Source organism: Cytophagaceae bacterium ABcell3 (assembly GCA_030913385.1).
GTDB lineage: Bacteria > Bacteroidota > Bacteroidia > Cytophagales > Cytophagaceae > ABcell3.
Genome location: CP133159.1, coordinates 2,774,356 through 2,798,112 on the forward strand (window position 1 = coordinate 2,774,356; position 23,757 = coordinate 2,798,112).

Consider the following 23,757-nt stretch of genomic DNA (forward strand, 5'->3'; position numbering starts at 1 on the left):
ATAACCGAAAAACCCTTGCACAAATACCTCTTGTTTTTTATGCAAATATAAACAGATCAATATTTTGGGCGTTTTTCAGCGCGCCCTAATTTATAGATTTACATGTTGTAGAGCAATGGGATAACAATGGTTGCTAGTATCCAAAACATTAAGTTGAGCCCAATGCCAACTTTGGTAAAGTCTGAAAACTTGTAACCACCCACCCCATAAATCATGGTATTGGTTTGATACCCTACCGGTGTCATAAAACTCGCCGAAGCAGCCAGCGTCACAGCTATTAGAAAAGGCATGGCAGACATTTCTAAATGGTGTGCTGTTGAAATGGCTATTGGAGCTATCAGTGCGGCACTGGCGTTGTTGGACATGATTTCAGTGAGCAGTGACGTAAGGAGGTAGAGGGCGGATAGTATGGCAATGGGGCCTAAAAAGCCTACCGATTCTACTACCGTACCTGCAACTATCGTTGACAGACCCGTTTTTTCCATGGCTAGCCCCAAGCTTAAAGCCCCTGCTAAAAGTACGATTACCTTCCAGTCTACCACATCATAAATCTCCTTCACGGGAATACATCCTGTTATTACAATAATGGCGGCTGCTATTAAGGTGCCTCCTAGAACATGCATAATATTGAAGCTAGAAAGAAGGACTATGCCTAGTAAACAGCCAGCAATGATGGAAAAGTTTTTCCAGTTTACTGAGTTTGTTTTATGTTCCGTCAGCAACAGGAATGGTTGGTTTTGCTGAAACTCTTCCTCTTTTAATTTGTCAAGCCTATTGTTTTTGATTTCTACCAGTACAATATCACCAGCCCTGAGCTTGGTATCCATTAGCCGATCGTGAAGAATATCCTCTCTATGCTTTATAGCCAAAGGAATAGCCCGGTACCGCTGCCTAAAGTTAACCTCCTGCATCGTTTTGCTTTCAAACCTGGAGTTGGAAGTGATGATCAGTTCAACCAGGGATGTATCTTTTGAAGCAAAATGGTAGTTGCTTACTTTGATAGGAGGGTGCAGTTTGATTTTTAATTTATCTTTTAGTTTTTGAAGCCTTTCCACATTGCTTCTCACCTTTAAAATGTCGCCAGACTTTAAGATAAAGTCTCCAGACGGGAGGGAGAATACATCTTCTCCGCGTATTACCTCCAAAATGTCCATTTCATACTCAGTCACAAGAGGTGCCTCTCTGATCCTTTTGTTGGACGAGCGGGCGTCTTCAAAAAGCTCTATTTCGATAATGTAGTCCCGTAAGTGGTAGTTGTTGCTGTCAGAATCTTTTCTGTCCGGTAAAAGCTTTCTGCCGGCAAACATCATATAGAGCATGCCTGCAAATAGTAAAGTGACACCGGCAGGTGCTAAAGTAAACATTGTAAAGCCCTCTTCGCCATGTTGCCTGGCAACGCCATCTACTAAAATATTGGTAGATGAACCTATCAAGGTGCACATGCCTCCAAAAATAGAGGCAAAAGACAAAGGTATCAGCAGTTTGCTCGATGAAATTTTAGCTTCTTTGGCGGTTTGGATTAATATAGGGATAAATAAAGCAACGACAGGCGTATTGTTAATGAAAGCCGAAACCCCAGCTATAAACAACATCATAGTCATAAGGCCAATGGTATAGTTTTTTTTGAACATGCGGGCAAAAAAAACGCCTACTTGAGTGAGCGCACCTGTTTTCAATAAGGCTGCACTCAAAATAAACATAAACAAAACTGTTACTGTTGCCCTATTGCTAAAGCCTTCAATAGCCTCTGCTGGTGATAAAACCCCTGTAGCTACCAGTGAAGACATAATAAGAAGGGCTATTACATCGACACGAATGATTTCGCTGATAAAAAGTATTAAAGCTCCTGCTATAATGACCGCAAGAATAATGGCATCCATAAAACCTAGGTTATTTGGCAAATATCATGAACGTGACTAATATATTAAAATGATAGAGTAAATATATTTTATAAAAATGTTAGATATGGCCTGCTGAAAAAGTCATAAGTGTGTGTAGCTACAAGCCATGCTTTGTGGAGGAGAGGGGGAAAACACTGATAAAACAAAAAAGCCTAACAAATTAACTTTGCTAGGCTTTTTGCGGTCCGGACGGGACTCGAACCCGCGACCCCATGCGTGACAGGCATGTATTCTAACCAACTGAACTACCGGACCAATAAGTATAATATTTATGAATATTTTTTACCATCAGACGTTTTCTGAAAGTGTATTTTTCTCTTTTCGAGATGTTGGCGGTCCGGACGGGACTCGAACCCGCGACCCCATGCGTGACAGGCATGTATTCTAACCAACTGAACTACCGGACCAACTTTTTTATTAGCAACTTGAAATACGACTCTTGATTTTACTCAAGATATCATGTTAAATCAAGCTATTAAATACTTCTTAGAACTGTTTTCGGATACTTTTGTTCCGAATTGCTCTGCAAAAGTAGACGGGTTTTTTATTATTTGCAAATACTAATAAGTATTTTTTTTGTGTATTTTTCTAACCATTTGCAAAACATGTGGTTAGTTATGGTCAGACTGGTGTTTTTTACTACTTTCGATAGATTTATTTGAGGATTTATTGGATTTTTATTTTATGAAAATTTTTAATTCATAAATTTGTGGTGAAAGAGCATATTCAATCTGGTAAAATGATATATCTTGATTTCGAAAAACCAATTGCTGAGTTAGAAGCAAAATTGTTTGATATGAAGCAGCTTGCTGAAGATAACAATGTAGATGTAGAAAGTGCAGTTAAATCGCTTGAAGAAAAAATAAATAGCTTGAAAAAGGACACTTATGAGAATTTGACCCGTTGGCAAAGGGTACAACTTTCTAGACATCCTGACCGCCCTTATACCTTAGATTATATCTATGACATCACTGATAAGTTTATTGAGTTACATGGCGATAGGTGTGTCAAAGATGACAAAGCCATGGTTGGCGGTATAGGTGAAGTAGGTGGACAAACAGTGATGTTGATCGGTCAGCAAAAAGGAAGGAATACCAAACAAAGGCAAATGCGTAATTTTGGTATGGCTAACCCTGATGGATATAGGAAAGCCCTTCGTTTGATGAAGATTGCAGAAAAGTTTCAGATCCCCATTGTTACTTTTATTGATACCCCAGGCGCATTTCCAGGATTGGAAGCTGAAGAACGCGGTCAAGGTGAGGCTATTGCCAGAAACCTGAAAGAGATGTTTATGCTGACGGTGCCTGTTATTTGCATCATTATTGGTGAAGGCGCTTCTGGAGGTGCTTTAGGCATTGCTATCGGTGACAAAGTGCTTATGTTGGAAAATACATGGTACTCTGTTATTTCGCCGGAGTCTTGCTCATCTATTTTGTGGAGAAGTTGGGACTATAAAGAGCAGGCAGCAGAGGCTTTAAAACTTACTGCAAACGATATGCTGAAAGCCGGCCTTATCGATGGGATTATCAAAGAGCCATTAGGTGGTGCCCATACCGATGTTGCAGGTATGTCACATAAGATGAGGCAAGTTGTCTTGGATAATATTAAAGAGTTAAGCGCTCTTTCCCCTGAAGAAAGAATCAATAACCGTATTGAGAAGTTTGGCTCAATGGGAGTATTTGTAGAATAGTATTGAGTGGAGCTGTTTGTCATAAATACCGGTTTCTTTAAACTTGATGGTGGTGCCATGTTTGGTGTGGTGCCCAAATCTTTGTGGAATCGGTTTAACCCGGCAGACGAAAATAACTTGTGTACATGGGCCATGCGTTGCCTTCTTCTTAAAGAGGGCAACAGGCTTATGCTGATAGATACTGGTCTTGGAGATAAACAAGACGAAAAATTTTTTAGCCATTATTATATTTCTGGTGATTCACTAGAAACCTCCCTAGGCAATGCTGGCTTTCATCCTGACGACATAACGGATGTTTTTTTAACCCATCTCCACTTTGACCATGTGGGCGGTGCTACCATGTACGATAAAGATAAAACTTCAATCGTGCCTAGGTTTAAAAATGCTACCTATTGGTCTAATGAAGCACATTGGAATTGGGCCAAATACCCGAATGCCCGTGAAAAAGCAAGTTTTCTAAAAGAAAACCTGGAACCATTAGAGAAAAGTGGACAATTAAAGTTTTTGAAGAAAGGGGAAACTCCTTGGGAAGGTATGGAGATTCTTTATGTTGATGGACATACAGAACAGCAAATGCTTCCTATTATCCACTATAAAGGAAAAGTTTTGGCCTATGTAGCTGACCTATTACCTTCATTAGGTCATATACCGCTTCCGTGGATAATGAGTTATGATGTCAGGCCGCTTGAAACTTTGAAAGAGAAAAAAACGTTTTTAGATATAGCTGTAGAAAACAATTACATTGTTTTTTTCGAACACGACCCGGTACATGAATGCTGTACATTAAAAGTTACAGAAAAAGGTGTAAGGGCTGATAAGACATTTTCGCTTAAAGAAATTCTCTAATGACAAGAACAGGACTAGGTCTTTCTGGTGGGGGAGCACGTGGTGTTGCTCACCTAGGGGTTATTCAGGCACTTGAAGAGGTAGGTGTCAAGCCCACCCTCATATCAGGGGTTAGTTCCGGTGCTATTATAGGGACACTTTACGCCTGTGGGATGTCTCCTAAAGAAATTTTTGACACCTTAGTTAAAACCAACCTTTTTAGATATTTACGTCCAGCGTGGAGCAAGTTCGGTTTTCTTAACATGGAAAGGTTTATCAATATTTATGAAAAATATTTGCCTTGCACGGACTTTTCCCAATTAAAGACCAAACTAGTAATTTCTGCAACCGATATAGTAGAAGGAAAAACCGTTTTCTTCTCCGAAGGCCCTATACTAGAGCCGCTTTTGGCATCTACATGTATGCCCGTCCTTTTTGCGCCTATGCAATACAAAGGGCAATTGCTTATTGATGGTGGTGTGTTGAACAACTTGCCAGTAGAACCCTTGCTAGGGTACTGTGACTTTATTGTAGGTTCCCATTGCAATCCGACCAACCGCGATTTTCAAACGATGTCTATGAAGTCTATGGTGGAGCGCACTTTTCATCTGGCAGTTAAAATGAATGTTATTGACCGCATCAAGTACTGCGACCTCTTTATAGAACCTCTTGACTTGATCAATTATGGTATTTTTGAGATTTCAAAGGCTGAGGAAATCTATAAGATTGGATATGACTACACCATTAACATGCTGCGCTCTTCTAAAGATATACTTCAGAAATACAATTTTTAGACTGCTGCGACTTAAACCTTTTATGTGATATGAAGTTTTAGAGAAAAACTTTAGCACAATGAAGTCCGCATTCCTTTCTTTTTTATTTATAGTCACCTTTTATGAATTTGCCTGTGCCCAACGTGTTGCATTGGGCTTTCGGATAGGAGCTGCTTATAACATGTACCGCGGAAGCGATTGGATTGCTTTTCGGGATTTCGAAGGCGAAGGAGTCACTTCTACTAAAATAGGGCCTGCGGCAGGAATTTTTGTTAATAGCATGCTTTCCGAATTCTTCTGGATTAAGACTGATTTTATGTATATCAACAGAGGGTTCATTCATACAGTAGATCATATTCGGCTTCAGCAAAACGAACATTATATAGACGCATACCCTTTGAGCCCTACGTTTCACTTTCGTGGCTTTCAGTTTTTTGCAGGTCCTTCCATAAGTGCTTTTTTCTTCAACTCATACCAGAAATATGATAGCGATGCTGAAAAAGTAAAGACCGATAGAAGGCGAGATCCTCACAGAAGGCTATTAGAGTTTGGGTTAATGACTGGAATAGAGTATGAGACTGATTTCGGGCTGAATTTTGGACTGAGATATGTCCACCCGTTTACTTCTATGTATAACCGCATAAACGATATTTCAATACACTGGTATAACCAAAGCTTAATTTTGTCTGCAGGGTTTAGCATTGGTAGGGATAAGTGATGCTCAATGTTTATGAAAGGTGCTTGACGTTCAGTTTTTCAGTAGATAGGGGAGACCGAGGGGGTTGTTTAAAGTCATTAAAGCAATTCTATTTCTCTTTTTAAGTTCTGTATTGCTTGGGTTTCAAAGGTGTTGTAAAAATAGTCAGTTTTAAAAATTCTGTCTATTGTTAAAAAATGGTTTAATACTTTTTTGCGCGCAGAGTTGTAAACGAAATCTGGGAAAATGGAATATTCTTTTCTTACATTTTTGAAATACTGTGTGTATGTTTCCCAACTTTGTCCCAATATAGAAAGGTCGGCATCTGTAAAATAGTTTGTATCGCTATCAGTTGACTTGATGTGTGATTTAGATGCTAATATTTGCTTCTTACAAAGCTCTATGTTGATGTTAGGGACTGAAACTTGTCTCATCCTTTTTTCAGCGAGTGTAGCACTTTTTTCTTCATTATCTGATTTAAGTGCGTTATAAACTATGTCGTGGTAGTAGAGCGTAAATAGGATAGTTTCCCAATTTTGTATTTCTCTTTTAACTTTTGTCAATTGCTCTAAAAGGTTGCCAAGGTGATTTAAAGTGTGGTAATATCTTTTTTTGCTTGAGTGTTTTTCCTCGATTTCTACCCATAGTTTATCCACCAGACGGGTGTTGTCTGTATAGTTTGTTAAAAGTTCTATAAATGTTTCTTTTAGCACTGTCCGTTTTATGTCAATGTGTTGAATGTATTCCATCGTGCCTCTATGACCCATTAGGTAGGAGCTTTCAAGTCATAAGTTCAGACGGTCAACTGTTAAAATACTATATACTTTAGTACGCCGTCAGGTCCTCCGACGTTGACGGGTACAAACTTTAGTGAACGCAGGCAGGCCTACCTACGGAAGGTAAACCTACCTACGGCAGACATGGGTGCATTCTTCCATTTCTAGCTGGCAGAGCCGTCAACTTCATTACGTCTTGTTGTTCTTGATCTTTTCTATTTGTTCTTTTGTCAAGCCGGTAATTTTCATAATTACATCCAAAGACAAGCCTTCTTTAATTGCATTTTTTGCAACAACAATTTTTCCTTCCTCAATACCTTCTTCCTTAGCAGTATCCAAAGAGTTCTTTAGGTCACGATAATATTTTAAGCTGTCTTCATATGACTGTATTTGGGCAGGAGTGAATTTTGCTATCTCTGCTGTTTCAAAGAGCTTTTCAAAAATATGTTCCCGCAGCTTGTCTGGTATCCTGTCAAGTTTGTTCAGGTTCCTTAATACGAATAGCCATTTGTCAAATCTTGTTTCAAGTTCATCAATGGTTTTGTTGAACTTTGGCATTTCAAGGTATATGAAGGTCAGCTTATCGTAAAATATTTTTTTTGTTTCAATATCAGATAACTTTATGTCATAACGATATTTAGTAGGCTCATGCTTGTCTTCGTCAAATACAAAATCGAGAATGGCTATTGTGTAAACAGCTTTTAATTCATAATTCCAATCTGCTCTTTTTGCCTGCTCACGTATAGGGAAAGTTGAGTAATAGATAGTTCTGTCCTTGAAAAAATTCTGCTTGGTTTTTTGAAGCTCTACGATAAACTTTTCACCTCTTTCATTTTCGCAGTAAAGATCAAAGATGGCTTTCCTGTCCACCTCATTTGTTCCTAATTGTTCTCCTTTTAAATAGGTTAAGTCTTAAATTTCCCCTTGTTCTTCTTGCAAAAGCACATTTAAAAAGTCAAGAAGCAAGTCTTTGTTGGGTTCTTCCCCAAACAAACGCTTAAATCCATAATCGGTAAAAGGGTTTATATATTTTTCTGCAAAATCAGCCATTTTAACTAACTTTTTATAAAGATACTATTTTTTGAGGTCGACTGTTTCTTTTTCTTCTATAATGAGACGTAAGTTTGTGTATATGGAGTTTGTCAAGTCCTTTTCATGCGATAGCAAATAAAAGTAAAAAGGGTAAATGGTTGAACTAAACCCTGTTAAGGCTTAGGGAAGAGGGTATGAATCAATGCATGACTATTGAAATACCGCCCCTCAGATCTGTCAATTTTAGCAAGCAGATCCGTCTACTCATTGTTTTACAGTAGTATTTTATTTTCTAAATTAGTTATTGTCTGGAAACTCTTTGTTATACTGCTCAATCTGGGATTTTACAAACTCAATCCATCTTTGATCTTTAAACTCAAACCATTTTTGTCTGTATTGACCTGAGTTATCAATCTCCCATTTGAAGTTCCGAAATGGCTTGGGTTTATTCAGTGCATTAAAAAGTCTTTCCTGCAAATCTTGGTTTTCAACTGTCTCTACGAAATCGGCCATTATTTCGAAACTTTCGTGTGAGGTCATTTTCTCAAATTCGAAATAGTAACCCCAATTTTCCTCTACCTTGTCCATTTTCTCCTGCCATAGTTCCATGTCACAACCATACCAGCTACTATCGTCAAAATCCGGGATTGCTTCTATTTCACCAGTTTTCAGATGGTACAAACAACGCATTCCCATATTAAGATCTCCCGCTATTTCTTGTATTTGTATTTCCGATAATTTCATGTATTGTTGTCTTTTGTATAATGTTAATGGGTTTTAAGCCAGTGTCGGTTTGCTTTGTGCCATCAAAGGAGCACTCTGCAAGTTTTTTTAGCTGGCAGAGCCGTTTGCTAGATTAGTCCCAGTTTTTAATAGCATTTTACCCACTTTTCCAAGTCGCTATTAGGGTTAATTTTTTTTGCCACAGTAAAATCTTTACATGCTTCTTCTGTCTTTCCAATTTTATATAAAGCATGAGATCTATTGTAATAAGCTGCTTCATTCATTGAATCAATACTTATTACATAATTTAAATCGTTTATACAGCTATCGAAGTCCTTTAGCATTGCATAGTAAGTTGACCTCTCGACAAAGTATTCTAGTCTCTTGTCAATTTTAATTGCTTTATTTATATAAATTAAAGAAGAATCATATTCTCCAGCTGCACTATAAACAGTTGCAAGTAAATCATAAACATCATTATCCTCAGAATTGAGGAGTTCAGCTTTCTTTAAATAGTGGTAAGCATAATCATACTCTTCTAAATCATAGTAGAACAATCCTAAATTGAAACATGATTGAAATAAGTTAGGGTCTTTTTTATAAGCTAATAAGCCAACGGATACAGCAGAGTCAAACTTTTCATCCTTATAGTATGAGTCGGATAAATTAATTAATAGCTCTACGTTAGGGTCACAATTAGTTTTTGCGGATTCAAAATGAATAATTGCATTTTTATAATTTCCTAAGTTTTGATAACTTGCTCCAAGAAAAGCATTCCTGTTACAGTGTTCATAAACTGAATCTACTTTTTTGAAAAATACTAAAGCATTTAGGTAATCCTTATTGTTAAAGTGGTACAACCCTAATTTATAGTATTTTTTGTTATCGCTATTTATGCAGGATGTAAATAATATTAAAATTATTATAACTAAGTTTTTCATTGACTTCCTGAAAGTTTATCTAGGGCCTGCTGAAAAAGTCACAAGTGTGCAAGATACGCATGGCCTTACATGAAGACGTATTGGAATACTTCGAATGTAAGGCCATAAAGTAGATTGTGCGCTTGTGGCTAGCCCAAAAAAAGTATTGGGTTAAAAGCTTGTCACTTTAATGTGCACGGAAAAACAAGAAATAACCGAAAAAACCTTGCACCTATACCTCCTAATTTTTATACAAATATCAACAGATCAATGTTTTGGGCGTTTTTCAGCGCGCCCTATCTATTGATAACCAGATGTTTTTTTTTATTCATCCTTTTCTTCTTTAGAAATTAATTTTCGATAATTTAGCAAATTATTTATCATTGTTGCTTCTATTCCACTACAAAAACTATGATGATAATCAACAGAATAAAAAAATGAGCCAACTCTTATATATTCACTTGAAGTACAACCTCCGTATTCATCTTTTCCGATTTTTGCTTCCAAATAATTTTTCAGTGAGTCCATTTTAGCTTGTGATATTAAATGACTTTTTCCTGTTTCCTTTGACTTTAAAATGTATTCGTTATTCTTCTTTTTTACCGTAAAATAATCTGCAGTCCCGCCAAAACACCCCCAATTCTGGATTTCAATATCAAATTCAGACATACTGAATACTTTTTCAAAAGTTTCTGTATCATTTTTTATTCTCGGCTCACAAGAATAAAGAAAAGCAAGTAATATTATCAGGAACAGCTTTTTCATATGTGCTACAACTATCTGTTAAACCCATCCCCCTTCATTTTTCCCCCTTTTTCTTTTCAATTTACAGCAAAATCTGATAGGTTCAAATACTTTGCAGGGCTTTGGATAGCTTTTATATATCGAAGGCTTACACCTGATGTATTGCGTTAAGAAAATCTCCGGTGGAGATTTTTAGCGATGAACTGGCATGTCGGGGAGGACATGACGCTCTTATATCATCTGAGGCGGACGCTACCAGCCTCTATCTGGCAGAGCCGTTTAGATTATATGCTGTGCTTCTTGTCATTCTTTTAATATTTTGTCCGCTAAATATTGTTTCCACTTTGTTCCGGGACACTCACAATTTCCACTGTTAATTTAGCGTTAGGTAAGTCTGAAAGAATCAGTGTTAAATCGTCCCAAACATTTTTCAACTCTCCATCTTTGTTTTCAAAATGCAGACTCAGTTTCTCGTTTTCTAATTTTAGATGCTTTAGAAAAATGCCTTCCTGTGTTGAGTTTATTCTGTCTACAAGTTGTATGTAGTAACCTTCATAGCCAGGATACGGAACTTGTTCTGGTTGTCTTTCGCTACCTGCGTAATAGCGAAACAATACTTGGTGACCATACTTGCTTAATTCCTCTTTCCAAAATTCAGGTCTTGGAATTTCCGAAAGGTTAGTTGTCAAATGCATTTCTGTTTCGCTTGCCCAAGGCTTAAAAGTCGTTTTTATTATATCTTGTTCTTCAATTACAATATTGTCCGCTACAAGTCGAATAATCGCAGGAGTGGAGAACTCCAAGCAAATTCCACTTTCAACCTTGATTGCTTCAATATATTCTATGTAGTTGTTGTCCCCGATATTTACCACTTCTTTGTTAAAATGCCATTCAATAATTTTAGATGGTATTATTTTAAAAGGTAGAATATGTCTTTCTGAATTTGCTCTATAATTTGCTTTTACGTTATAACCAACAATAATTTCAAACGGATTTTCCTTGATAGCCAAAACGTGTCCGTCTTCAAAATGAAAGTTATCTGACAACCATTTATCAAGGTCTTTGAATGTATGTATGGTCTTTTTTAGCATGGCATATATTAGGTATTAAACACAGCATTTCCTTTTAATCAGAGTATATACGCCAGTCACAGTAATCCATATGCTTAAGCAGTTATAAAATAAATGTTTTAGATTCCAGCCAGAATTCGGAATTTCATTTCCTCTCAACCAAAATTGGGAATAATATGCATATGGAAATCCTATATCTAATCTATAAAGTTCATTTTTTGGGTAATAATGCAAAGGGTTAATCTGAAACAATACGGTTAAAAATGATATTGAAAAAAATATCAAGATTGAAAGACCTGTTCCTATGATTATCTTTTTTATCATTACTTAGTATTTACCGTAAACTTTTGTCCATTTCCCTTGATTAGGTTCTTCATGACTTATTATAAAGTTATTAAATTTTAAATCCACGTAAGAACTATCTTTTTCTGTTGTATATATCCACACCATTAAAGTCACTGTTAAAGCTGTTAACCACGAATAGAAATTTCTTTTCTATGTTTATGATATGCTCTGCATTTGACTTCCTTAATAGAATTGAATCTATTTTACGGCTCTCGTTAAATTTTTTAATTACTAATTCTGCCTTTTTAATATCAAGCTCTTTTTTAAGCCCATAATCACATCCTGTTAAAAATAATGTCAATATGAGTAATACTTTCTTCATTTCAATTGTTGGCAACTATGTGTTGTACTCAGCCCCCTGCATTACCCCTTTCCTTCTCAATTTACAGCAAAACCTGATAGATGAGCCGGCTTGTAGGGCAGGACAAGACGCGCTTATATCATCTGAGACGCACGCTGCCAGTTCTCTAGCTGGCAGAGCCGTCTGCTCGATTGTGCAATCGTGCTTTCCTTTTCTGACCTTGCGTTGACTTGAAAGCTCTTTGCAACTGCACGAACGAGGATTGCAATGTGCTTGAACTTAAGGCTGGCATACGTCTACTATTTCATTTTTCTTGTACAAGTCAGGCAGAAACTTTGATTTAATTCTGAACTGACTTCTTTTCTTTATTTTAGGCTTAGTCGACATGTTTTCGAGTTTAATGCCTGGGTCATAGTAGATGTTTCCTTTCGCCAATTCTGCAAGGAAAAGTTGAAAGTCCGTGCCTGTTCCTAATACCACATTATTTCCGTATTTATACTTCCTGTTCCCTGTTGTCTCTGAAAGTGAGGGGACATAACAAGCTTTGTCATGTTTACGATTCCATTGAAGTAGCATTGAAGCAAAACTCCATGAAGCAGTTTCATTTCCTTTTGTATCTAAAAGTGCTATTCGCCCATTGGAATTTCTGATTTTTCCTGATTCAATGTCAAAGCCCAAAAGCGTCATTTCGAGGCTTGTGGTTTTATGAACTTCTCCCACTTTATGAACACCACCAAAGTTCATTCTGTCAGATCTACCTCTTTTATCGGGATAGCCATAGTTTCTGATAAAAAATTCAGTTCCTTTGGTTTTGTATAGTCCGTCTGTAGGCTCAGGAGTCATAAGGGTAATAACCGAAGCATCAATTTTGTCAAACCTGTTTACTCCAAACTGTTTAATCTCCCAACCCATAAAGTCAGGTTCAGAATACCCATTTGGAGTTACTCCAAGTTCAGCTTCTAGAGTATAACCACCACAATTAGAAGATTTACAAGGAAGAATATTACTTGCTGAATCAAGCCTTTTTGAATCAATCCAACCAAGACCATGAATTCTGCAAAGTTCATTCAAGAGAATACTTCTGTTATTTTCAACTTGGGGGAGTTCAATTACTTGGAAAACTCCATGTTCTCCTAGTTTCTTTAATTTATTGAACTCATTCGCAATGTCTGAATCTGGGGCAGCGACATAACCTAAGACCCTGCCACTTTTGTCGACTGAAATGAACAGAAGTCTATCTGCGATTCTGTTTGCCATCAAGTCAGATGGAGCGTTTTGACAACTTAGAAGAAACCCTGAAAATCGAACTTCTGGATATTTAGGGTATAGAATTAATTGAGCATGAGGAGCAATCGATTTTTGGCCTTCATCATTAAGCCAAGCAAAGTCTAATTTGGCTTTGAACCTTTCTCTTTTCCAATCTCCTGCTTCAACAGTCTCGATACTTAAAATAGGCAGAACATTGACTATTTCAAAATTTCCACCAAAATAAACTTGGTTTTTAGAATTATCATTAGCCGCAAGCGACTTTACGTAAATTTCAGTGCAGCCATTATCAGCAAAAAGCGACTTTAGATTGTTCAGGTTCATTTATTCTCTGTAATTCCTTTATAACATTTTTTCCTACCGCTTGGATTAATGGAACAGCCACTGAGTTTCCGAATTGTTTGTACCCTTGGTTATCAGAGACAGGTATTTGGAAAGTATCAGGGAAACCTTGAAGTCTAGCACATTCTCTTGGTGTTAGCCTTCTTGGATTTTTTCCTTCTTGAGGGATTAAAATTTCAGCGCCATCCTTATAGTAACGAGCGCTTAAAGTTCTTGAAACACCATTTAAATCAGTTAGTCCAAAACCAAAACCGTTTCCTTTGGCTTGATGTTTTTTCTTATAGTCTTGAAGGTAGTGCCAAAGTTTATCCGAAAGTGTATATTTGTCATCTACATAAGGTTCTAAAATATCTTTAATTCTTAATTTAACATCTTTAGGTTCAGGAAACTTGAATTGCTCTTGCTCTTTAAATATTTCTTTGGCGAAACCAACTATAATGATTCTTTCTCTATGTTGAGGAACGTAATATTTTGCATCTAACACTTTGTAGTGAACCGTATAGCCCAATTCTGTCAGAGCTTCGGTTATTACTTTAAATGTATTTTTCTTATCATGAGAAACAAGATTTTTTACGTTTTCAAGCATAAACGTTTTTGGCCGTTTATGCCCTATAATCCTAGCTATGTCAAAGAATAATGTCCCTTGAGTTTTGTCTAAAAAACCATGCTGCCTGCCAAGTGAATTCTTTTTAGAAACTCCTGCTATTGAGAATGGCTGGCATGGAAATCCGCCAAGCAAAATATCGTGGTCAGGAATTTCAGTTTCTGAAATTTTAGAAATATCTCCAAAAGGTACTTCTCCAAAATTTGCCTCATAAGTTTTCTTTGCAAATGAGTCCCACTCACTAGAAAAGACGCATTTGCCACCAATGTTTTGGTAGGCTAAGCGGATTCCGCCAATACCTGCGAATAAGTCAATAAATTTGAACTTTGGGTTTTTAGGTGTTGGAAACGGAATATCCCATTCAAAAGGCAGATAGGATTGGAAATTAGGTTCTTCAACAATACCAAGTTCCTCGTGTAGGTGAGACAAATATTTTTCAGCAGAAGATTTAAAATACTGTGAAATCCCATTTTTATGATTATGGAAATAATGGGTCAAATGAGCCATTTCATCTGTTGTTTTTTTATCAATGATAAAATTCAGCTTTTCCCGTATCTCAGAATATTTCCGTTTCATTTGAATTCGATTTGACCTTGAGTTTCCTTTTTTGTTTAATGTACTTCACGTTTTGCTCCGCTACAGTGAAAATTGTTTCAGAACAACGGTACTGAAAGGCTTCTCTTGCAAATTTATCAGCGAAATACAAGTCCTTAATGAATTGCTCATCAATATTAAATAGGTCACTTAAGGCTTTTAGTTTTGATTTTGAGAACCTTTGCGAATCATTTTCAATTCTACTAACAGCACTTATGTTGAGTCCGATTTTTTCTCCAAACTCAGACTGTGTCCATTTACGTTTTTCCCTCTCTGCTCTTAAAAACTGTCCAAAACTTGACATAGTTAACTTGACCTGTTTATAGCAAAAATAATTATAATTTGCGAACTTACCGTCAATATTTGCAACTAATTTTGGGGTAGGAAAAAAGTAGTGTGTTTGATAGCGTGAACAAGAATTCCTCCTACCAGACAAAATTTCACTTACAATTCTCTAGACATAACTACCATAACTCGCAAAACATAAAACCCCAAAAACTTCCCCCGTTCTGGCATATGCAAATCCTTGTTCAACTCCCAGAATATACCACAAAAGCAGATAACTTAAGGCGTTATGTATGCGAGCTTAACCAACCTTTATGGAGAAAGAGGTTTTCCCATAAAGGTTTAGGATTTAGCGTCAGTAGCTTTTCATACAACACTCAGGCTACACATTTTCCAGTGCTTGCGCTAAGTCTTCTTTGATATCATCGATATGCTCAATTCCGACTGATATTCTTAAAAGCCCTGGTTCTACGCCTGCTTTTATTTGCTCTTGCTCATTTAACTGTTGGTGGGTGGTAGTAGCAGGGTGGATGATCAATGTTTTTGCATCTCCTACGTTTGCCAAATGGCTGATTAGCTTTAAGCTGTTGATTATCTTTTCGGCTTTTTCGGTACCACCTTTTACTTTAAATGACAATACACCTCCATAACCCCTTTTTAAGTATTTCTTGGCAAGGTTATGATACGGACTGCTTTCCAGTCCAGGGTAATTAACGTGCTCTATTTTTTCATGAGACTCCAGCCACTTGGCCAGTGCCAGGGCGTTTTCTACATGTCTGTCCATTCTCAATGACAGAGTTTCCAGTCCTTGTATGAGCAGAAAAGAGTTGAAAGGGCTAATGGCAGGGCCAAAATCTCTCAAACCTTCTACTCTGGCACGGATGCTAAAAGCAATGTTCCCAAATGGGCCATCGGTTCCGAACACCTCCCAAAACTTCATCCCGTGGTAGCCCTCTGACGGTTCGGTAAATTGAGGGAATTTCCCATTGCCCCAATTGTAGTTACCGCCATCCACGATTACCCCGCCAATGCTTGTTCCATGGCCACCAATCCATTTAGTTGCGGATGATACCACAACGTGCGCGCCATGTTCCAGTGGACGAAACAAATAACCTCCTGCACCAAAAGTGTTATCTACAATCAGCGGTAGGTCATGTTTTTTTGCCACCTGAGCTATCGCTTCAAAGTCTGGTATGTTAAACCCAGGGTTGCCAATGGTTTCTACATACAATGCTTTTGTTTTACTGTCTACCAGTTTGTCAAAACTTTCAGCCTTGTCGCCATCTGCAAACTTAACTTCGATACCTATTCTTTTAAAAGCTACTTTAAACTGGTTGTACGATCCTCCATACAGAAAAGAGGTAGATACAAAGTTTTCTCCAGGTTGTAAAATATTGTTTAGGGCAATGAACTGTGCCGCTTGACCAGAGGCTACTGCCAGTGCGGCAACCCCGCCTTCTAAAGCCGCTACTCTTTTTTCAAAAACATCGGTGGTTGGGTTCATTATCCTTGTGTAGATGTTCCCAAACTCTTTCAGCGCAAAAAGATTGGCCCCATGTTCTGAGTCTTTAAAACCATATGAGGTGGTTTGGTATAACGGAACCGCCCTGGATAGCGTGGCCGGATCTATTTCCTGGCCAGCATGTAATTGTAATGTTTCAAATCTATGGGTTGACATAAAAATAATTATTTATTGTTGCACAAAAATAGCAATTCTGTAGACCTTCTTCTTTTCCTTTTTATTAATTAATGTATAACGGATTCTTTTAGCGGCTTCTAATATTTATAGTTAATGTTTATTTAAGTATTGCCAAAAAATATTCTGTCAAATATATATGTTGTTCGTTTATGTAGAAAATAATTTTGCAAAATATTAAATATCGAAATATAATTTTGTATATTTGTTCTATACAAGTTGCTCCACTTTATAAATATTATCACTATGCAAGCAGTAATAAATAAAACCGATGTAAAGCCAACAGGTTTAGGTCAAGTAAATAAACGGTTTGTACTTAGCTTTATAAAAGAATGTAATCTAGTAACAGAGGTGGAAGAGGTTGTTTCTGGTTATGATCAACAGGGGCAACAAGAGCAAATGTTTATTCGCTTTAAGCTTTGGGATAATCATTTTAGTTATGCCTTGCTCAAAGGGCTTTTTGCGCTTGGCGGCAGACCGGATGGCTTTGTGATATTTGTGAACAATAGAACAAAAGACTTCTTTTTTAGCTATAATGAAGAAAAAGCGGACGAAGCGGTAAACTATCTTCAGTCCCTCTTTGGTCAGCTTAACAATGAAATGGTTTACAGACTCTATCTGACTAGAAAACTAAAACTGGAATCTGAGTTTTCAGAAACCCTGGAAAAACTAAAAGGGAAAATATAATAAGTGTTTTTCATGCCAAAGTTACAGATATACTAGCGCTGCATTGGCTGTGTATCTGTAACTATTTTTATGATTACCCATTTAAGCCTCTAGCGAAGTATAAGTTTTTTACTTGTCTAGCAATATTTTTTAAGTTGTCGTCTTTAAATGGCTGTATGTGCCAATATCTAAATGGGTCACTCCCTACTATTTTTATGTTACCGCTCCTTTATCAAATATTCAGATTCTATTGGGTAATGGTCTGAATGCTTGTTGTCTTTATATACTTTGAAACCTATCGGTTTAAAATACTTTTTACTGTAAAATTGATGGTCTATCCTTATTAGCCATGGAAACTTATTATAAGTAAAGCCAAATCCTTTTCCTGCTTGTTCAAAGGCGTTGTTATAAGACTTTTTAAGGCGCTTGTAAGTGTATGAATAAGGCGTATCATTCAGGTCGCAACAGATGATGATTGGATACGGTGATTTCGCTGCAAAATCCGCTATCTTATTGATTTGCTTTTCTCTGGTAATGAATCCTTTTTTTAGTTTCTTATAAATGTCCTTTTGGTTTTCAAGGATGGTTTTGGGCTTATGTATGGAAATGTCTGGGTTCAATCTTATTGACATGGATTCAAGGTGCATGTTAATTACCCGGATGGTGTCAGTGTCAATCTTGATATCGCTATATAATCCTCTGTTGAGGCTTTTTTTGCCTGAGAATTCAATAGAGCCTCCATTTACGATAGGATGTTTGCTAAAGGTTATCAAGCCAAAAAAGCCCTCGTAGTTGCTTAGTTTGACAGGGGAGGTGTGGTAGTAGCTGTACCCTGCATTTTTTATTTTTTCAAGAGATGATTCAGCGGATAATGCATCATTATTGTAAAATTCTTGAATGCACAGTATGTCAGAGTCTATCTTTTGCGCAATCCATCGTATGCTTTTCTTTGAAGTTGAGGTGTCTTGTTTGTTTTCCCATCTATAGTAGTAAAAGGTGCCAGCATTATAGCTAGTCACTTTGAGGGTTTCTTCTTCTGGGTTGGTTTTTTTGAATGAGGTTCCTATGGTTTCTGTTATCTGTGGGTATGATACCAGAAGGCTAATGACTGGAACTACAGACATTACCGATCTCTTTAAAAAGAGAAAGAGGCAGGTAATGAGGTTGGTCAGTAATAAAACCGGTGTCAGAAGGTAGGCAAAACCTATGGCCCAATGGCTTGAAAGCAAGAAAAGCTGGTGGATTGAGACTAGTAACGTTATTAAAGGAATAACAAAGCAGAAAAACACCCTCACACAACCTTTCATCATACACTCCTTGTTCTGGTTTTGTTTTACCCCTGTTGACTGCATTGTTTATGCTTGCAGGGCTTTATATATATAACAGGAAAGTATGCCAACCTTCTAAAATTTGAAGCTGAATTATGCGATAGGTTTCGTCATGAGGAGCATAGCCCCAATAAATCAACACTTTTGGTCGCAAGCATAGCAGCCTATGGTTAAGATACAAACGTGAACGAAGGGACTGACTTGGAGTTATTTTGCTACGTAATAGAAAGTTCTATTACATATTTCAGGTCTAACCTAGATTGTGTCGAAAAGGAGGTAAAGCCTGGGTTTCTAGCTATTGGTCCAGGTCTTTCTGCTGTCGCTTGATCAGTTTTTCTTCTTTTTGTATCACATCGGCCAGGGAGTTGTTTTTAAGTAGCTTTACAGTTTCTTCCCTGACTTCGCTAATGACGTTTCTGATACCGCAGGTTTCTTCATCAACACATTCTTCGCACTTTTCATAATATTTGTAGCTGACGCAGGGAAGTAGCGCTATGGGGCCGTCAAATAGCCGGATGACATTGGCTAGGTTTACTGTTTCTGGAGATTTAAGCAGGTAATAACCTCCACCTTTGCCTTTTTTACTGTTTAATATTCCAGCTTTTTTTAGGTCTAACAGTATAGCTTCCAGAAACTTTTTAGGTATGCGTTCTTTTTTTGCTATGTCTCCTATAAGAATAGGGCCTTGGTTATATTCTCTTGCGAGCATGACCAAGGCTTTAATAGCATATTTTGTTTTTTTGGAAAGCATCTGTTTTTCACTTTGCCTAGTGCTACAGTATATTTTTTACTTGAAGGTTGTTATTTGAGATTAAAACCTCTAAGTTTTATTTCTGTAAGCTTTTTCTTCGTGTTTAAGGAGAAGTCTCCTTTCATCATCCAGTCATAGTAGGAAGGATCCCTTTGAAGGACATCGCAAACACGTTGGTTTTTATATTTTCCAAAATTGAAAATCTCTTCGCCTTTGTCGTTAAAAGCTATTCTTCCTGCAAGGTCTGCAAATTGAGAAGCGGTCAGGTTGTGCAGTTCATCAATGTCATTGGTAATAGGGACATATTCTTTGCCCTTTCCGTCTTTTATTTTGCAGTTTTGATATCTTTCAATTTGCGCATACAATACATCAACCGTCGCTTTTGTATCAGCTTCTGCGCCGTGCGCTCCTTCTAGTTCTTTGTTGCAATAGAACTTATAAGCTGCGGTCAAGGTCCTCGGCTCCATAAGGTGGAATATCCTTTGCGCATCCACTATTTTGCGGTTGCAGATATCAAACTCAACCCCAGCTCTCAAAAACTCTTCAACCAATACTGGAATGTCAAACCTTATGACATTAAAACCTGCAAGGTCACAACCTTCTAAAAACTTGTTTAGAGAAGCTGCAATGCTTTTAAAAGTAGGTTTGTCCTGTACATCTTCATCATAAATGCCATGGATCAAACTTGATTCCAATGGTATAGGAATGGTAGGGTTGATCCTGGATGTTTTGGTAATGCGCTCCCCATTGGGCATAACCTTGATAAAAGAAAGTTCCACTATCCTGTCATTGGTAATATTGGTACCAGTGGTTTCCAGGTCGAAAAACACCAATGGCTTTTTTAGTTTCAGGGTATCGGGAACAGATGGTGTCATGATGAGAAAGTTTAACTTTTATAAAATTGATTGTGCTAAGGTTTTAGAGTTTATTCCGCCAAAATCAGAAGGGCTCATTAGTAACAGAGACTTCTGTTTCCAATTTAGGCTTGCTAAATATTCTTTTAAAGCATTGGCTTCATTGAAAACTTTTAACTCCTGTTTGTTAAAAACTTTTTTCAATTCATCCGAAGATGTAGCTGCTTTTTTAGAAATGAAAATTACAGGCAAATCAGTTCCCTTCAAGCAATCTTTATATTGTTTGAAATACTCACTGTTCTGCTTGTCTTCAGGATTTAGTTCGTACACAGCCACATGCTGGTATTCAGGATACTGTTTGTTTACAGCCGTGGTTGATGCCTTCAAGGTGGCAGGGGAGTGTGCCACATCTTTCACTACTACAGTTTCAGAAGTTTTCCCCAGAACCTCCAACCTGTCTTTTACACCTTTAAAGCTGCCAATCGCTTGGTTGAACATCTCTTCGGTAATGCCCATTTTAGCGCACAAAGCCCTTGCTCCGCTTAGGTTCTTTATGTTTAACTTTCCAAAAATGTTAAGAGCGATTTTCTCTTTGCCGTTAATCAAGGTAGTTTGGTTGTTGTTTATTTCGAAGTCCGCAGTTTTATACTCTACCCTTTGTACATCCTCCCTTTCTTTGCGTCCTATTAAAGTAGCAACATCGTCATTTTCGTTAAAGACAAGTATACCAGCTTTAGGTGTAGCATCCGCAAATTTTTCAAATTGCTTTACATACTCATCAAAAGTGCCATAAATATCTGCATATCTCCATTCCACACCACTGATCAGGCCAATGTGGTGGTTGTAATAAAGGAACTCCGGAGTTGGGTCTATCGGAGTAGCAGGGCATTCACTTCCTTCAATGATAATGATTGGGGCAGACTTGGTCAATTTTGCGTGGCTCTCAAACCCTTCTGGAAGCGAGCCTACCAAATAATCAAAGTCTTTGTTAAAATGCTTTAATACATGCATAATCATGGCAGTGGTCGTGGTCTTGCCATGGGTACCGGTAATGACTATGCGTTGTTTATTAATGGATTTTTGAAATATAAATTCAGGAACGGAGCATATCGTTAGACCTAACTTCTGTGCTTCTTGAAGCTCGGGGTTATCAGCACCTAACTTTTGGTCAGGAATAACCATGTCCAGTTCTTTAGATATTCTTTTGGTATTCCAGTCGTTATGTATAGTCAACCCTTTATGGTCAACTGTTTCGTTAAGAGAATTATCAGACACGGATACGCTATAGCCTATTTGTTGCAGGTTCAAGGCCAAATCATGGACTATACTGCTGCCATTAGCTATAAAATGTACTTTAGGTGATTTGTCAGACATTTTTACACATTTTAGCCATGCAAAAATATAACAATTATTGTCAGCAGCAAATAAAGGATGGCAACTAGCACGTATCTTGTTGATTTTAATGATTTTTATGTGGTGTTAATAAAGAGTGAATAAATAAACCTAGAATATTCTCTGCCTCGGGTATATCGGACTTTAACTTTTTTCGTAAATTTGGGTATGGATAATGAGAAATCGCCTACTAGGAAACCTAATAATACCCGTAGTAGAAATACCTTCTATGAGTTGAACCAACAAATGGGGAAACTGCCTCCTCAGGCCACTGATGTTGAAGAAGCTGTTCTAGGAGCACTGATGCTTGAAAAGGACTCTCTGAACATCGTGCTTGAAATATTAAAGCCAGAAAGTTTTTATAAAGAAGCCCATCAGCTTATTTACAAAGCCATTGTTGACTTATTTGACCGTTCGGAACCTGTAGACATCATTACAGTTAGTCAGGAACTGAGGGCTATGGGTGCTTTGGAAAAAGCTGGAGGACCATATTATGTAACAGAACTAACAAACCGGGTCAACTCGGCTGCTAACATAGAGTTTCACTCGCGTATTATCGCACAGCAGTCCATCAAGCGTGACCTGATCAATATCGCTACTGAAATCCATCGTGAAGCTTATGAAGAGACTTCCGATGTATTTGACTTACTGAATAAGACGGAGCAATCTATATATAAGGTATCAGAGGCCAATATCCGTAAAAATTACGCCGATATGCGCAGTATTATGCATCAGGCGCTTAAAGAGCTTCAGGATAAGAAAGATACCGACGGTATGCTTACTGGTGTGCCAAGTGGTTTTAGTAACTTGGACCGGGTAACTTCGGGTTGGCAAAAAAGTGACCTTGTTATCCTGGCAGCTCGTCCAGGTATGGGTAAAACAGCATTTGTTGTATCTGCCATGAGAAACGCTGCTGTTAACTTTGATATACCTGTTGCTATTTTCTCACTGGAAATGTCTTCAGTACAGCTTGCTACCAGGTTAATTTCGGCTGAAGCCGAACTGGAAAGTGAAAAGCTTAGAAAAGGTAACCTTGAAGAATATGAGTGGCAGCAACTTCACCACAGGATTCCTAAGCTTACAGATGCCCCTATATACATTGATGATACGGCAGCGCTTTCTATTAGGGAACTTCGGACCAAGTGCCGTAGGCTGAAAGCAAAGCATGATATTCAAATGATTATCATTGACTACCTTCAGTTGATGTCTGGAGATGGTGGCGGCAAAGGAGGCAACCGTGAACAGGAGATTGCAGGAATTTCCAGGTCATTGAAGAATTTGGCAAAAGAACTTGAAGTGCCTGTAATCGCACTTTCCCAGTTGAGCCGGGCGGTGGAATCTAGACCAGATAAGCGTCCTCAACTTTCTGACCTTAGGGAATCGGGTGCTATTGAGCAGGATGCTGATATGGTGGTTTTCTTGTACAGACCTGATTATTATGGTATAGAAGAGGATGAAATGGGTAACTCATTGAAAGGGGTAGGTGAGGTTATTATAGCTAAACACAGAAATGGTAGTCTTGAAGATGTTAGGTTGAGGTTCCTTGGTAAGTATACCAAGTTTACAGACCTTGACGACCCTGAGTATTCAGGTGGTGGAAACTTTGCCTTCGATGCAGGAATGAGTAGTTTCTCAACAGATGTACCAGGAGGGGGAGGCGCCCAGACTTTCAGCAGTAGGATCAATGATCTAGGAAAATCTGACAGTGGCGGAAAAGAAGACCTTGATCCTCCATTTTAACTCATCTGTTTTAGCGGGACAGTAGGGGTTCCGCTAAAAGGTTGACCTTACTATGAGTAGCAAAACTTAAGATTCTGCTACTCATATTTTCTAGGTTTGGTCAAAAATCTTCGTCATTTTCAAAAAGAAGTTCATTAAGGGCATTCTGAAGCTCTGATGCGGTTTTTAAGTTGTTTTGTTGCCGTGCTTTTAAAATACCTTTATTAAAAGCCGCTTTTGCCTCTGTTATTTGTCCGGTTTTTTCATAATATTTGCCGGCATGGTAGTAAGTGCCTAAATAGTCTTCATGTTCTTTAAGTAATTGTTCAAAATAGTTGCCGGCTGTATCTAATTCACCGGTTTTTTCGTATTCAAGAGCAAGGGCATATATTGTAAAAGGGTCGTTAGGATCTTCTTTTAAAAATTCCAGAAGCTGGTTTATTCTTGAATGATGCATCTTATT

22 protein-coding genes, 2 tRNA genes and 1 pseudogene are annotated in these 23,757 nt (G+C 37.7%); 6 read left to right on the plus strand and 19 right to left on the minus strand.

What is annotated here, in order from left to right; genetic code table 11:
* Positions 1 to 98: 98 nt before the first annotated feature.
* From RCC89_11285 to RCC89_11295, 3 genes are all read right to left on the minus strand, one after another.
* The gene (locus tag RCC89_11285) at positions 99 to 1,880 is read right to left on the minus strand and encodes an SLC13 family permease (GenBank protein ID WMJ73743.1); all 1,782 of its coding nucleotides are present in this window, start codon (positions 1,878 to 1,880) and stop codon (positions 99 to 101) included.
* Between the two features lie 202 nt (positions 1,881 to 2,082).
* A tRNA-Asp gene (locus RCC89_11290) sits at positions 2,083 to 2,156 on the minus strand.
* A gap of 75 nt (positions 2,157 to 2,231) precedes the next feature.
* Positions 2,232 to 2,308: transfer RNA gene (locus tag RCC89_11295), tRNA-Asp, on the minus strand.
* 335 nt (positions 2,309 to 2,643) lie between these two features.
* Between RCC89_11295 and RCC89_11300 the strand changes: the two genes are divergently transcribed.
* The 4 genes from RCC89_11300 to RCC89_11315 are packed head-to-tail and all read left to right on the plus strand — an operon-like array spanning position 2,644 to position 5,907.
* Entirely contained in the window at positions 2,644 to 3,591 is a 948-nt protein-coding gene (locus tag RCC89_11300) for an acetyl-CoA carboxylase carboxyltransferase subunit alpha (GenBank protein ID WMJ75655.1), read from the plus strand.
* Positions 3,592 to 3,597: 6 nt separating this feature from the next.
* Positions 3,598 to 4,437: an MBL fold metallo-hydrolase gene (locus tag RCC89_11305; protein ID WMJ73744.1), complete on the plus strand. Its 840-nt coding sequence runs from the start codon at positions 3,598 to 3,600 to the stop codon at positions 4,435 to 4,437.
* A complete protein-coding gene (locus RCC89_11310) occupies positions 4,437 to 5,210 on the plus strand; it encodes a patatin-like phospholipase family protein (GenBank protein WMJ73745.1) in 774 nt (257 codons plus the stop codon). The genes RCC89_11305 and RCC89_11310 overlap by 1 nt, the downstream gene beginning before the upstream one ends.
* A gap of 58 nt (positions 5,211 to 5,268) precedes the next feature.
* Positions 5,269 to 5,907 (plus strand): outer membrane beta-barrel protein, encoded by a 639-nt coding sequence (locus RCC89_11315; protein ID WMJ73746.1) that lies wholly within the window; start codon positions 5,269 to 5,271, stop codon positions 5,905 to 5,907.
* Between the two features lie 77 nt (positions 5,908 to 5,984).
* Here the strand turns inward: RCC89_11315 and RCC89_11320 are convergent, their stop codons facing one another.
* From RCC89_11320 to RCC89_11370, 11 genes and pseudogenes are all read right to left on the minus strand, one after another.
* Positions 5,985 to 6,653: a hypothetical protein gene (locus RCC89_11320; protein WMJ73747.1), complete on the minus strand. Its 669-nt coding sequence runs from the start codon at positions 6,651 to 6,653 to the stop codon at positions 5,985 to 5,987.
* Positions 6,654 to 6,851: 198 nt separating this feature from the next.
* Positions 6,852 to 7,712, minus strand: a pseudogene (locus RCC89_11325) (Rpn family recombination-promoting nuclease/putative transposase).
* A gap of 279 nt (positions 7,713 to 7,991) precedes the next feature.
* A complete protein-coding gene (locus tag RCC89_11330) occupies positions 7,992 to 8,438 on the minus strand; it encodes a UPF0158 family protein (protein WMJ73748.1) in 447 nt (148 codons plus the stop codon).
* Between the two features lie 125 nt (positions 8,439 to 8,563).
* Positions 8,564 to 9,358 (minus strand): tetratricopeptide repeat protein, encoded by a 795-nt coding sequence (locus tag RCC89_11335; protein ID WMJ73749.1) that lies wholly within the window; start codon positions 9,356 to 9,358, stop codon positions 8,564 to 8,566.
* A gap of 303 nt (positions 9,359 to 9,661) precedes the next feature.
* The gene (locus tag RCC89_11340) at positions 9,662 to 10,102 is read right to left on the minus strand and encodes a hypothetical protein (protein WMJ73750.1); all 441 of its coding nucleotides are present in this window, start codon (positions 10,100 to 10,102) and stop codon (positions 9,662 to 9,664) included.
* A 305-nt stretch (positions 10,103 to 10,407) separates the two neighbouring features.
* On the minus strand, positions 10,408 to 11,172 hold the full coding sequence (locus RCC89_11345) for a hypothetical protein (GenBank protein ID WMJ73751.1): 765 nt from the start codon (positions 11,170 to 11,172) through the stop codon (positions 10,408 to 10,410).
* 397 nt (positions 11,173 to 11,569) lie between these two features.
* On the minus strand, positions 11,570 to 11,818 hold the full coding sequence (locus RCC89_11350; protein WMJ73752.1) for a hypothetical protein: 249 nt from the start codon (positions 11,816 to 11,818) through the stop codon (positions 11,570 to 11,572).
* Positions 11,819 to 12,076: 258 nt separating this feature from the next.
* Positions 12,077 to 13,387, minus strand: a complete 1,311-nt coding sequence (locus RCC89_11355; GenBank protein ID WMJ73753.1) for an MvaI/BcnI family restriction endonuclease — start codon at positions 13,385 to 13,387, stop codon at positions 12,077 to 12,079.
* The gene (gene dcm, locus RCC89_11360; GenBank protein WMJ73754.1) at positions 13,353 to 14,585 is read right to left on the minus strand and encodes a DNA (cytosine-5-)-methyltransferase; all 1,233 of its coding nucleotides are present in this window, start codon (positions 14,583 to 14,585) and stop codon (positions 13,353 to 13,355) included. Before dcm ends, RCC89_11355 begins: the two co-directional genes overlap by 35 nt.
* Positions 14,566 to 14,907, minus strand: coding sequence for a helix-turn-helix transcriptional regulator (locus RCC89_11365; protein ID WMJ73755.1), 342 nt, complete (start codon positions 14,905 to 14,907; stop codon positions 14,566 to 14,568). Before RCC89_11365 ends, dcm begins: the two co-directional genes overlap by 20 nt.
* 363 nt (positions 14,908 to 15,270) lie before the next feature.
* Positions 15,271 to 16,566, minus strand: coding sequence for an O-acetylhomoserine aminocarboxypropyltransferase/cysteine synthase (locus RCC89_11370; protein ID WMJ73756.1), 1,296 nt, complete (start codon positions 16,564 to 16,566; stop codon positions 15,271 to 15,273).
* 264 nt (positions 16,567 to 16,830) lie between these two features.
* On the opposite strand from RCC89_11370, the gene RCC89_11375 reads away from it, so the two are divergent.
* Entirely contained in the window at positions 16,831 to 17,271 is a 441-nt protein-coding gene (locus tag RCC89_11375; GenBank protein WMJ73757.1) for a hypothetical protein, read from the plus strand.
* A gap of 197 nt (positions 17,272 to 17,468) precedes the next feature.
* On the opposite strand, the gene RCC89_11380 is transcribed toward RCC89_11375, so the two are convergent.
* The 4 genes from RCC89_11380 to RCC89_11395 form a co-directional block, all read right to left on the minus strand.
* A complete protein-coding gene (locus RCC89_11380) occupies positions 17,469 to 18,374 on the minus strand; it encodes an endonuclease/exonuclease/phosphatase family protein (protein ID WMJ73758.1) in 906 nt (301 codons plus the stop codon).
* Between the two features lie 499 nt (positions 18,375 to 18,873).
* Complete coding sequence (locus RCC89_11385; GenBank protein ID WMJ73759.1) at positions 18,874 to 19,329, minus strand: Rrf2 family transcriptional regulator; 456 nt, start codon at positions 19,327 to 19,329, stop codon at positions 18,874 to 18,876.
* Between the two features lie 50 nt (positions 19,330 to 19,379).
* Positions 19,380 to 20,204, minus strand: coding sequence for a 3'-5' exonuclease (locus tag RCC89_11390; GenBank protein WMJ73760.1), 825 nt, complete (start codon positions 20,202 to 20,204; stop codon positions 19,380 to 19,382).
* 18 nt (positions 20,205 to 20,222) lie between these two features.
* Entirely contained in the window at positions 20,223 to 21,557 is a 1,335-nt protein-coding gene (locus RCC89_11395) for a Mur ligase family protein (protein ID WMJ73761.1), read from the minus strand.
* Between the two features lie 186 nt (positions 21,558 to 21,743).
* Between RCC89_11395 and dnaB the strand changes: the two genes are divergently transcribed.
* The gene (gene dnaB, locus RCC89_11400; GenBank protein WMJ73762.1) at positions 21,744 to 23,315 is read left to right on the plus strand and encodes a replicative DNA helicase; all 1,572 of its coding nucleotides are present in this window, start codon (positions 21,744 to 21,746) and stop codon (positions 23,313 to 23,315) included.
* A gap of 100 nt (positions 23,316 to 23,415) precedes the next feature.
* Here dnaB and RCC89_11405 read toward each other — a convergent pair whose 3' ends face one another.
* On the minus strand, positions 23,416 to 23,751 hold the full coding sequence (locus tag RCC89_11405) for a tetratricopeptide repeat protein (GenBank protein ID WMJ73763.1): 336 nt from the start codon (positions 23,749 to 23,751) through the stop codon (positions 23,416 to 23,418).
* Positions 23,752 to 23,757 lie beyond the last annotated feature (6 nt).

Bases quoted from the DNA above. Each gene is read 5' to 3' on its own strand.
- RCC89_11285 (WMJ73743.1), bottom strand. From the start codon at position 1,880: ATGGATGCCATTATTCTTGCGGTCATTATAGCAGGAGCTTTAATACTT.
- RCC89_11310 (WMJ73745.1), top strand. From the start codon at position 4,437: ATGACAAGAACAGGACTAGGTCTTTCTGGTGGGGGAGCACGTGGTGTT.
- RCC89_11315 (WMJ73746.1), top strand. From the start codon at position 5,269: ATGAAGTCCGCATTCCTTTCTTTTTTATTTATAGTCACCTTTTATGAA.
- RCC89_11320 (WMJ73747.1), bottom strand. From the start codon at position 6,653: ATGGGTCATAGAGGCACGATGGAATACATTCAACACATTGACATAAAA.
- RCC89_11330 (WMJ73748.1), bottom strand. From the start codon at position 8,438: ATGAAATTATCGGAAATACAAATACAAGAAATAGCGGGAGATCTTAAT.
- RCC89_11335 (WMJ73749.1), bottom strand. From the start codon at position 9,358: ATGAAAAACTTAGTTATAATAATTTTAATATTATTTACATCCTGCATA.
- RCC89_11340 (WMJ73750.1), bottom strand. From the start codon at position 10,102: ATGAAAAAGCTGTTCCTGATAATATTACTTGCTTTTCTTTATTCTTGT.
- RCC89_11345 (WMJ73751.1), bottom strand. From the start codon at position 11,172: ATGCTAAAAAAGACCATACATACATTCAAAGACCTTGATAAATGGTTG.
- RCC89_11350 (WMJ73752.1), bottom strand. From the start codon at position 11,818: ATGAAGAAAGTATTACTCATATTGACATTATTTTTAACAGGATGTGAT.
- RCC89_11355 (WMJ73753.1), bottom strand. From the start codon at position 13,387: ATGAACCTGAACAATCTAAAGTCGCTTTTTGCTGATAATGGCTGCACT.
- dcm (WMJ73754.1), bottom strand. From the start codon at position 14,585: ATGAAACGGAAATATTCTGAGATACGGGAAAAGCTGAATTTTATCATT.
- RCC89_11365 (WMJ73755.1), bottom strand. From the start codon at position 14,907: ATGTCAAGTTTTGGACAGTTTTTAAGAGCAGAGAGGGAAAAACGTAAA.
- RCC89_11370 (WMJ73756.1), bottom strand. From the start codon at position 16,566: ATGTCAACCCATAGATTTGAAACATTACAATTACATGCTGGCCAGGAA.
- RCC89_11375 (WMJ73757.1), top strand. From the start codon at position 16,831: ATGCAAGCAGTAATAAATAAAACCGATGTAAAGCCAACAGGTTTAGGT.
- RCC89_11380 (WMJ73758.1), bottom strand. From the start codon at position 18,374: ATGTCTGTAGTTCCAGTCATTAGCCTTCTGGTATCATACCCACAGATA.
- RCC89_11385 (WMJ73759.1), bottom strand. From the start codon at position 19,329: ATGCTTTCCAAAAAAACAAAATATGCTATTAAAGCCTTGGTCATGCTC.
- RCC89_11390 (WMJ73760.1), bottom strand. From the start codon at position 20,204: ATGACACCATCTGTTCCCGATACCCTGAAACTAAAAAAGCCATTGGTG.
- RCC89_11395 (WMJ73761.1), bottom strand. From the start codon at position 21,557: ATGTCTGACAAATCACCTAAAGTACATTTTATAGCTAATGGCAGCAGT.
- dnaB (WMJ73762.1), top strand. From the start codon at position 21,744: ATGGATAATGAGAAATCGCCTACTAGGAAACCTAATAATACCCGTAGT.
- RCC89_11405 (WMJ73763.1), bottom strand. From the start codon at position 23,751: ATGCATCATTCAAGAATAAACCAGCTTCTGGAATTTTTAAAAGAAGAT.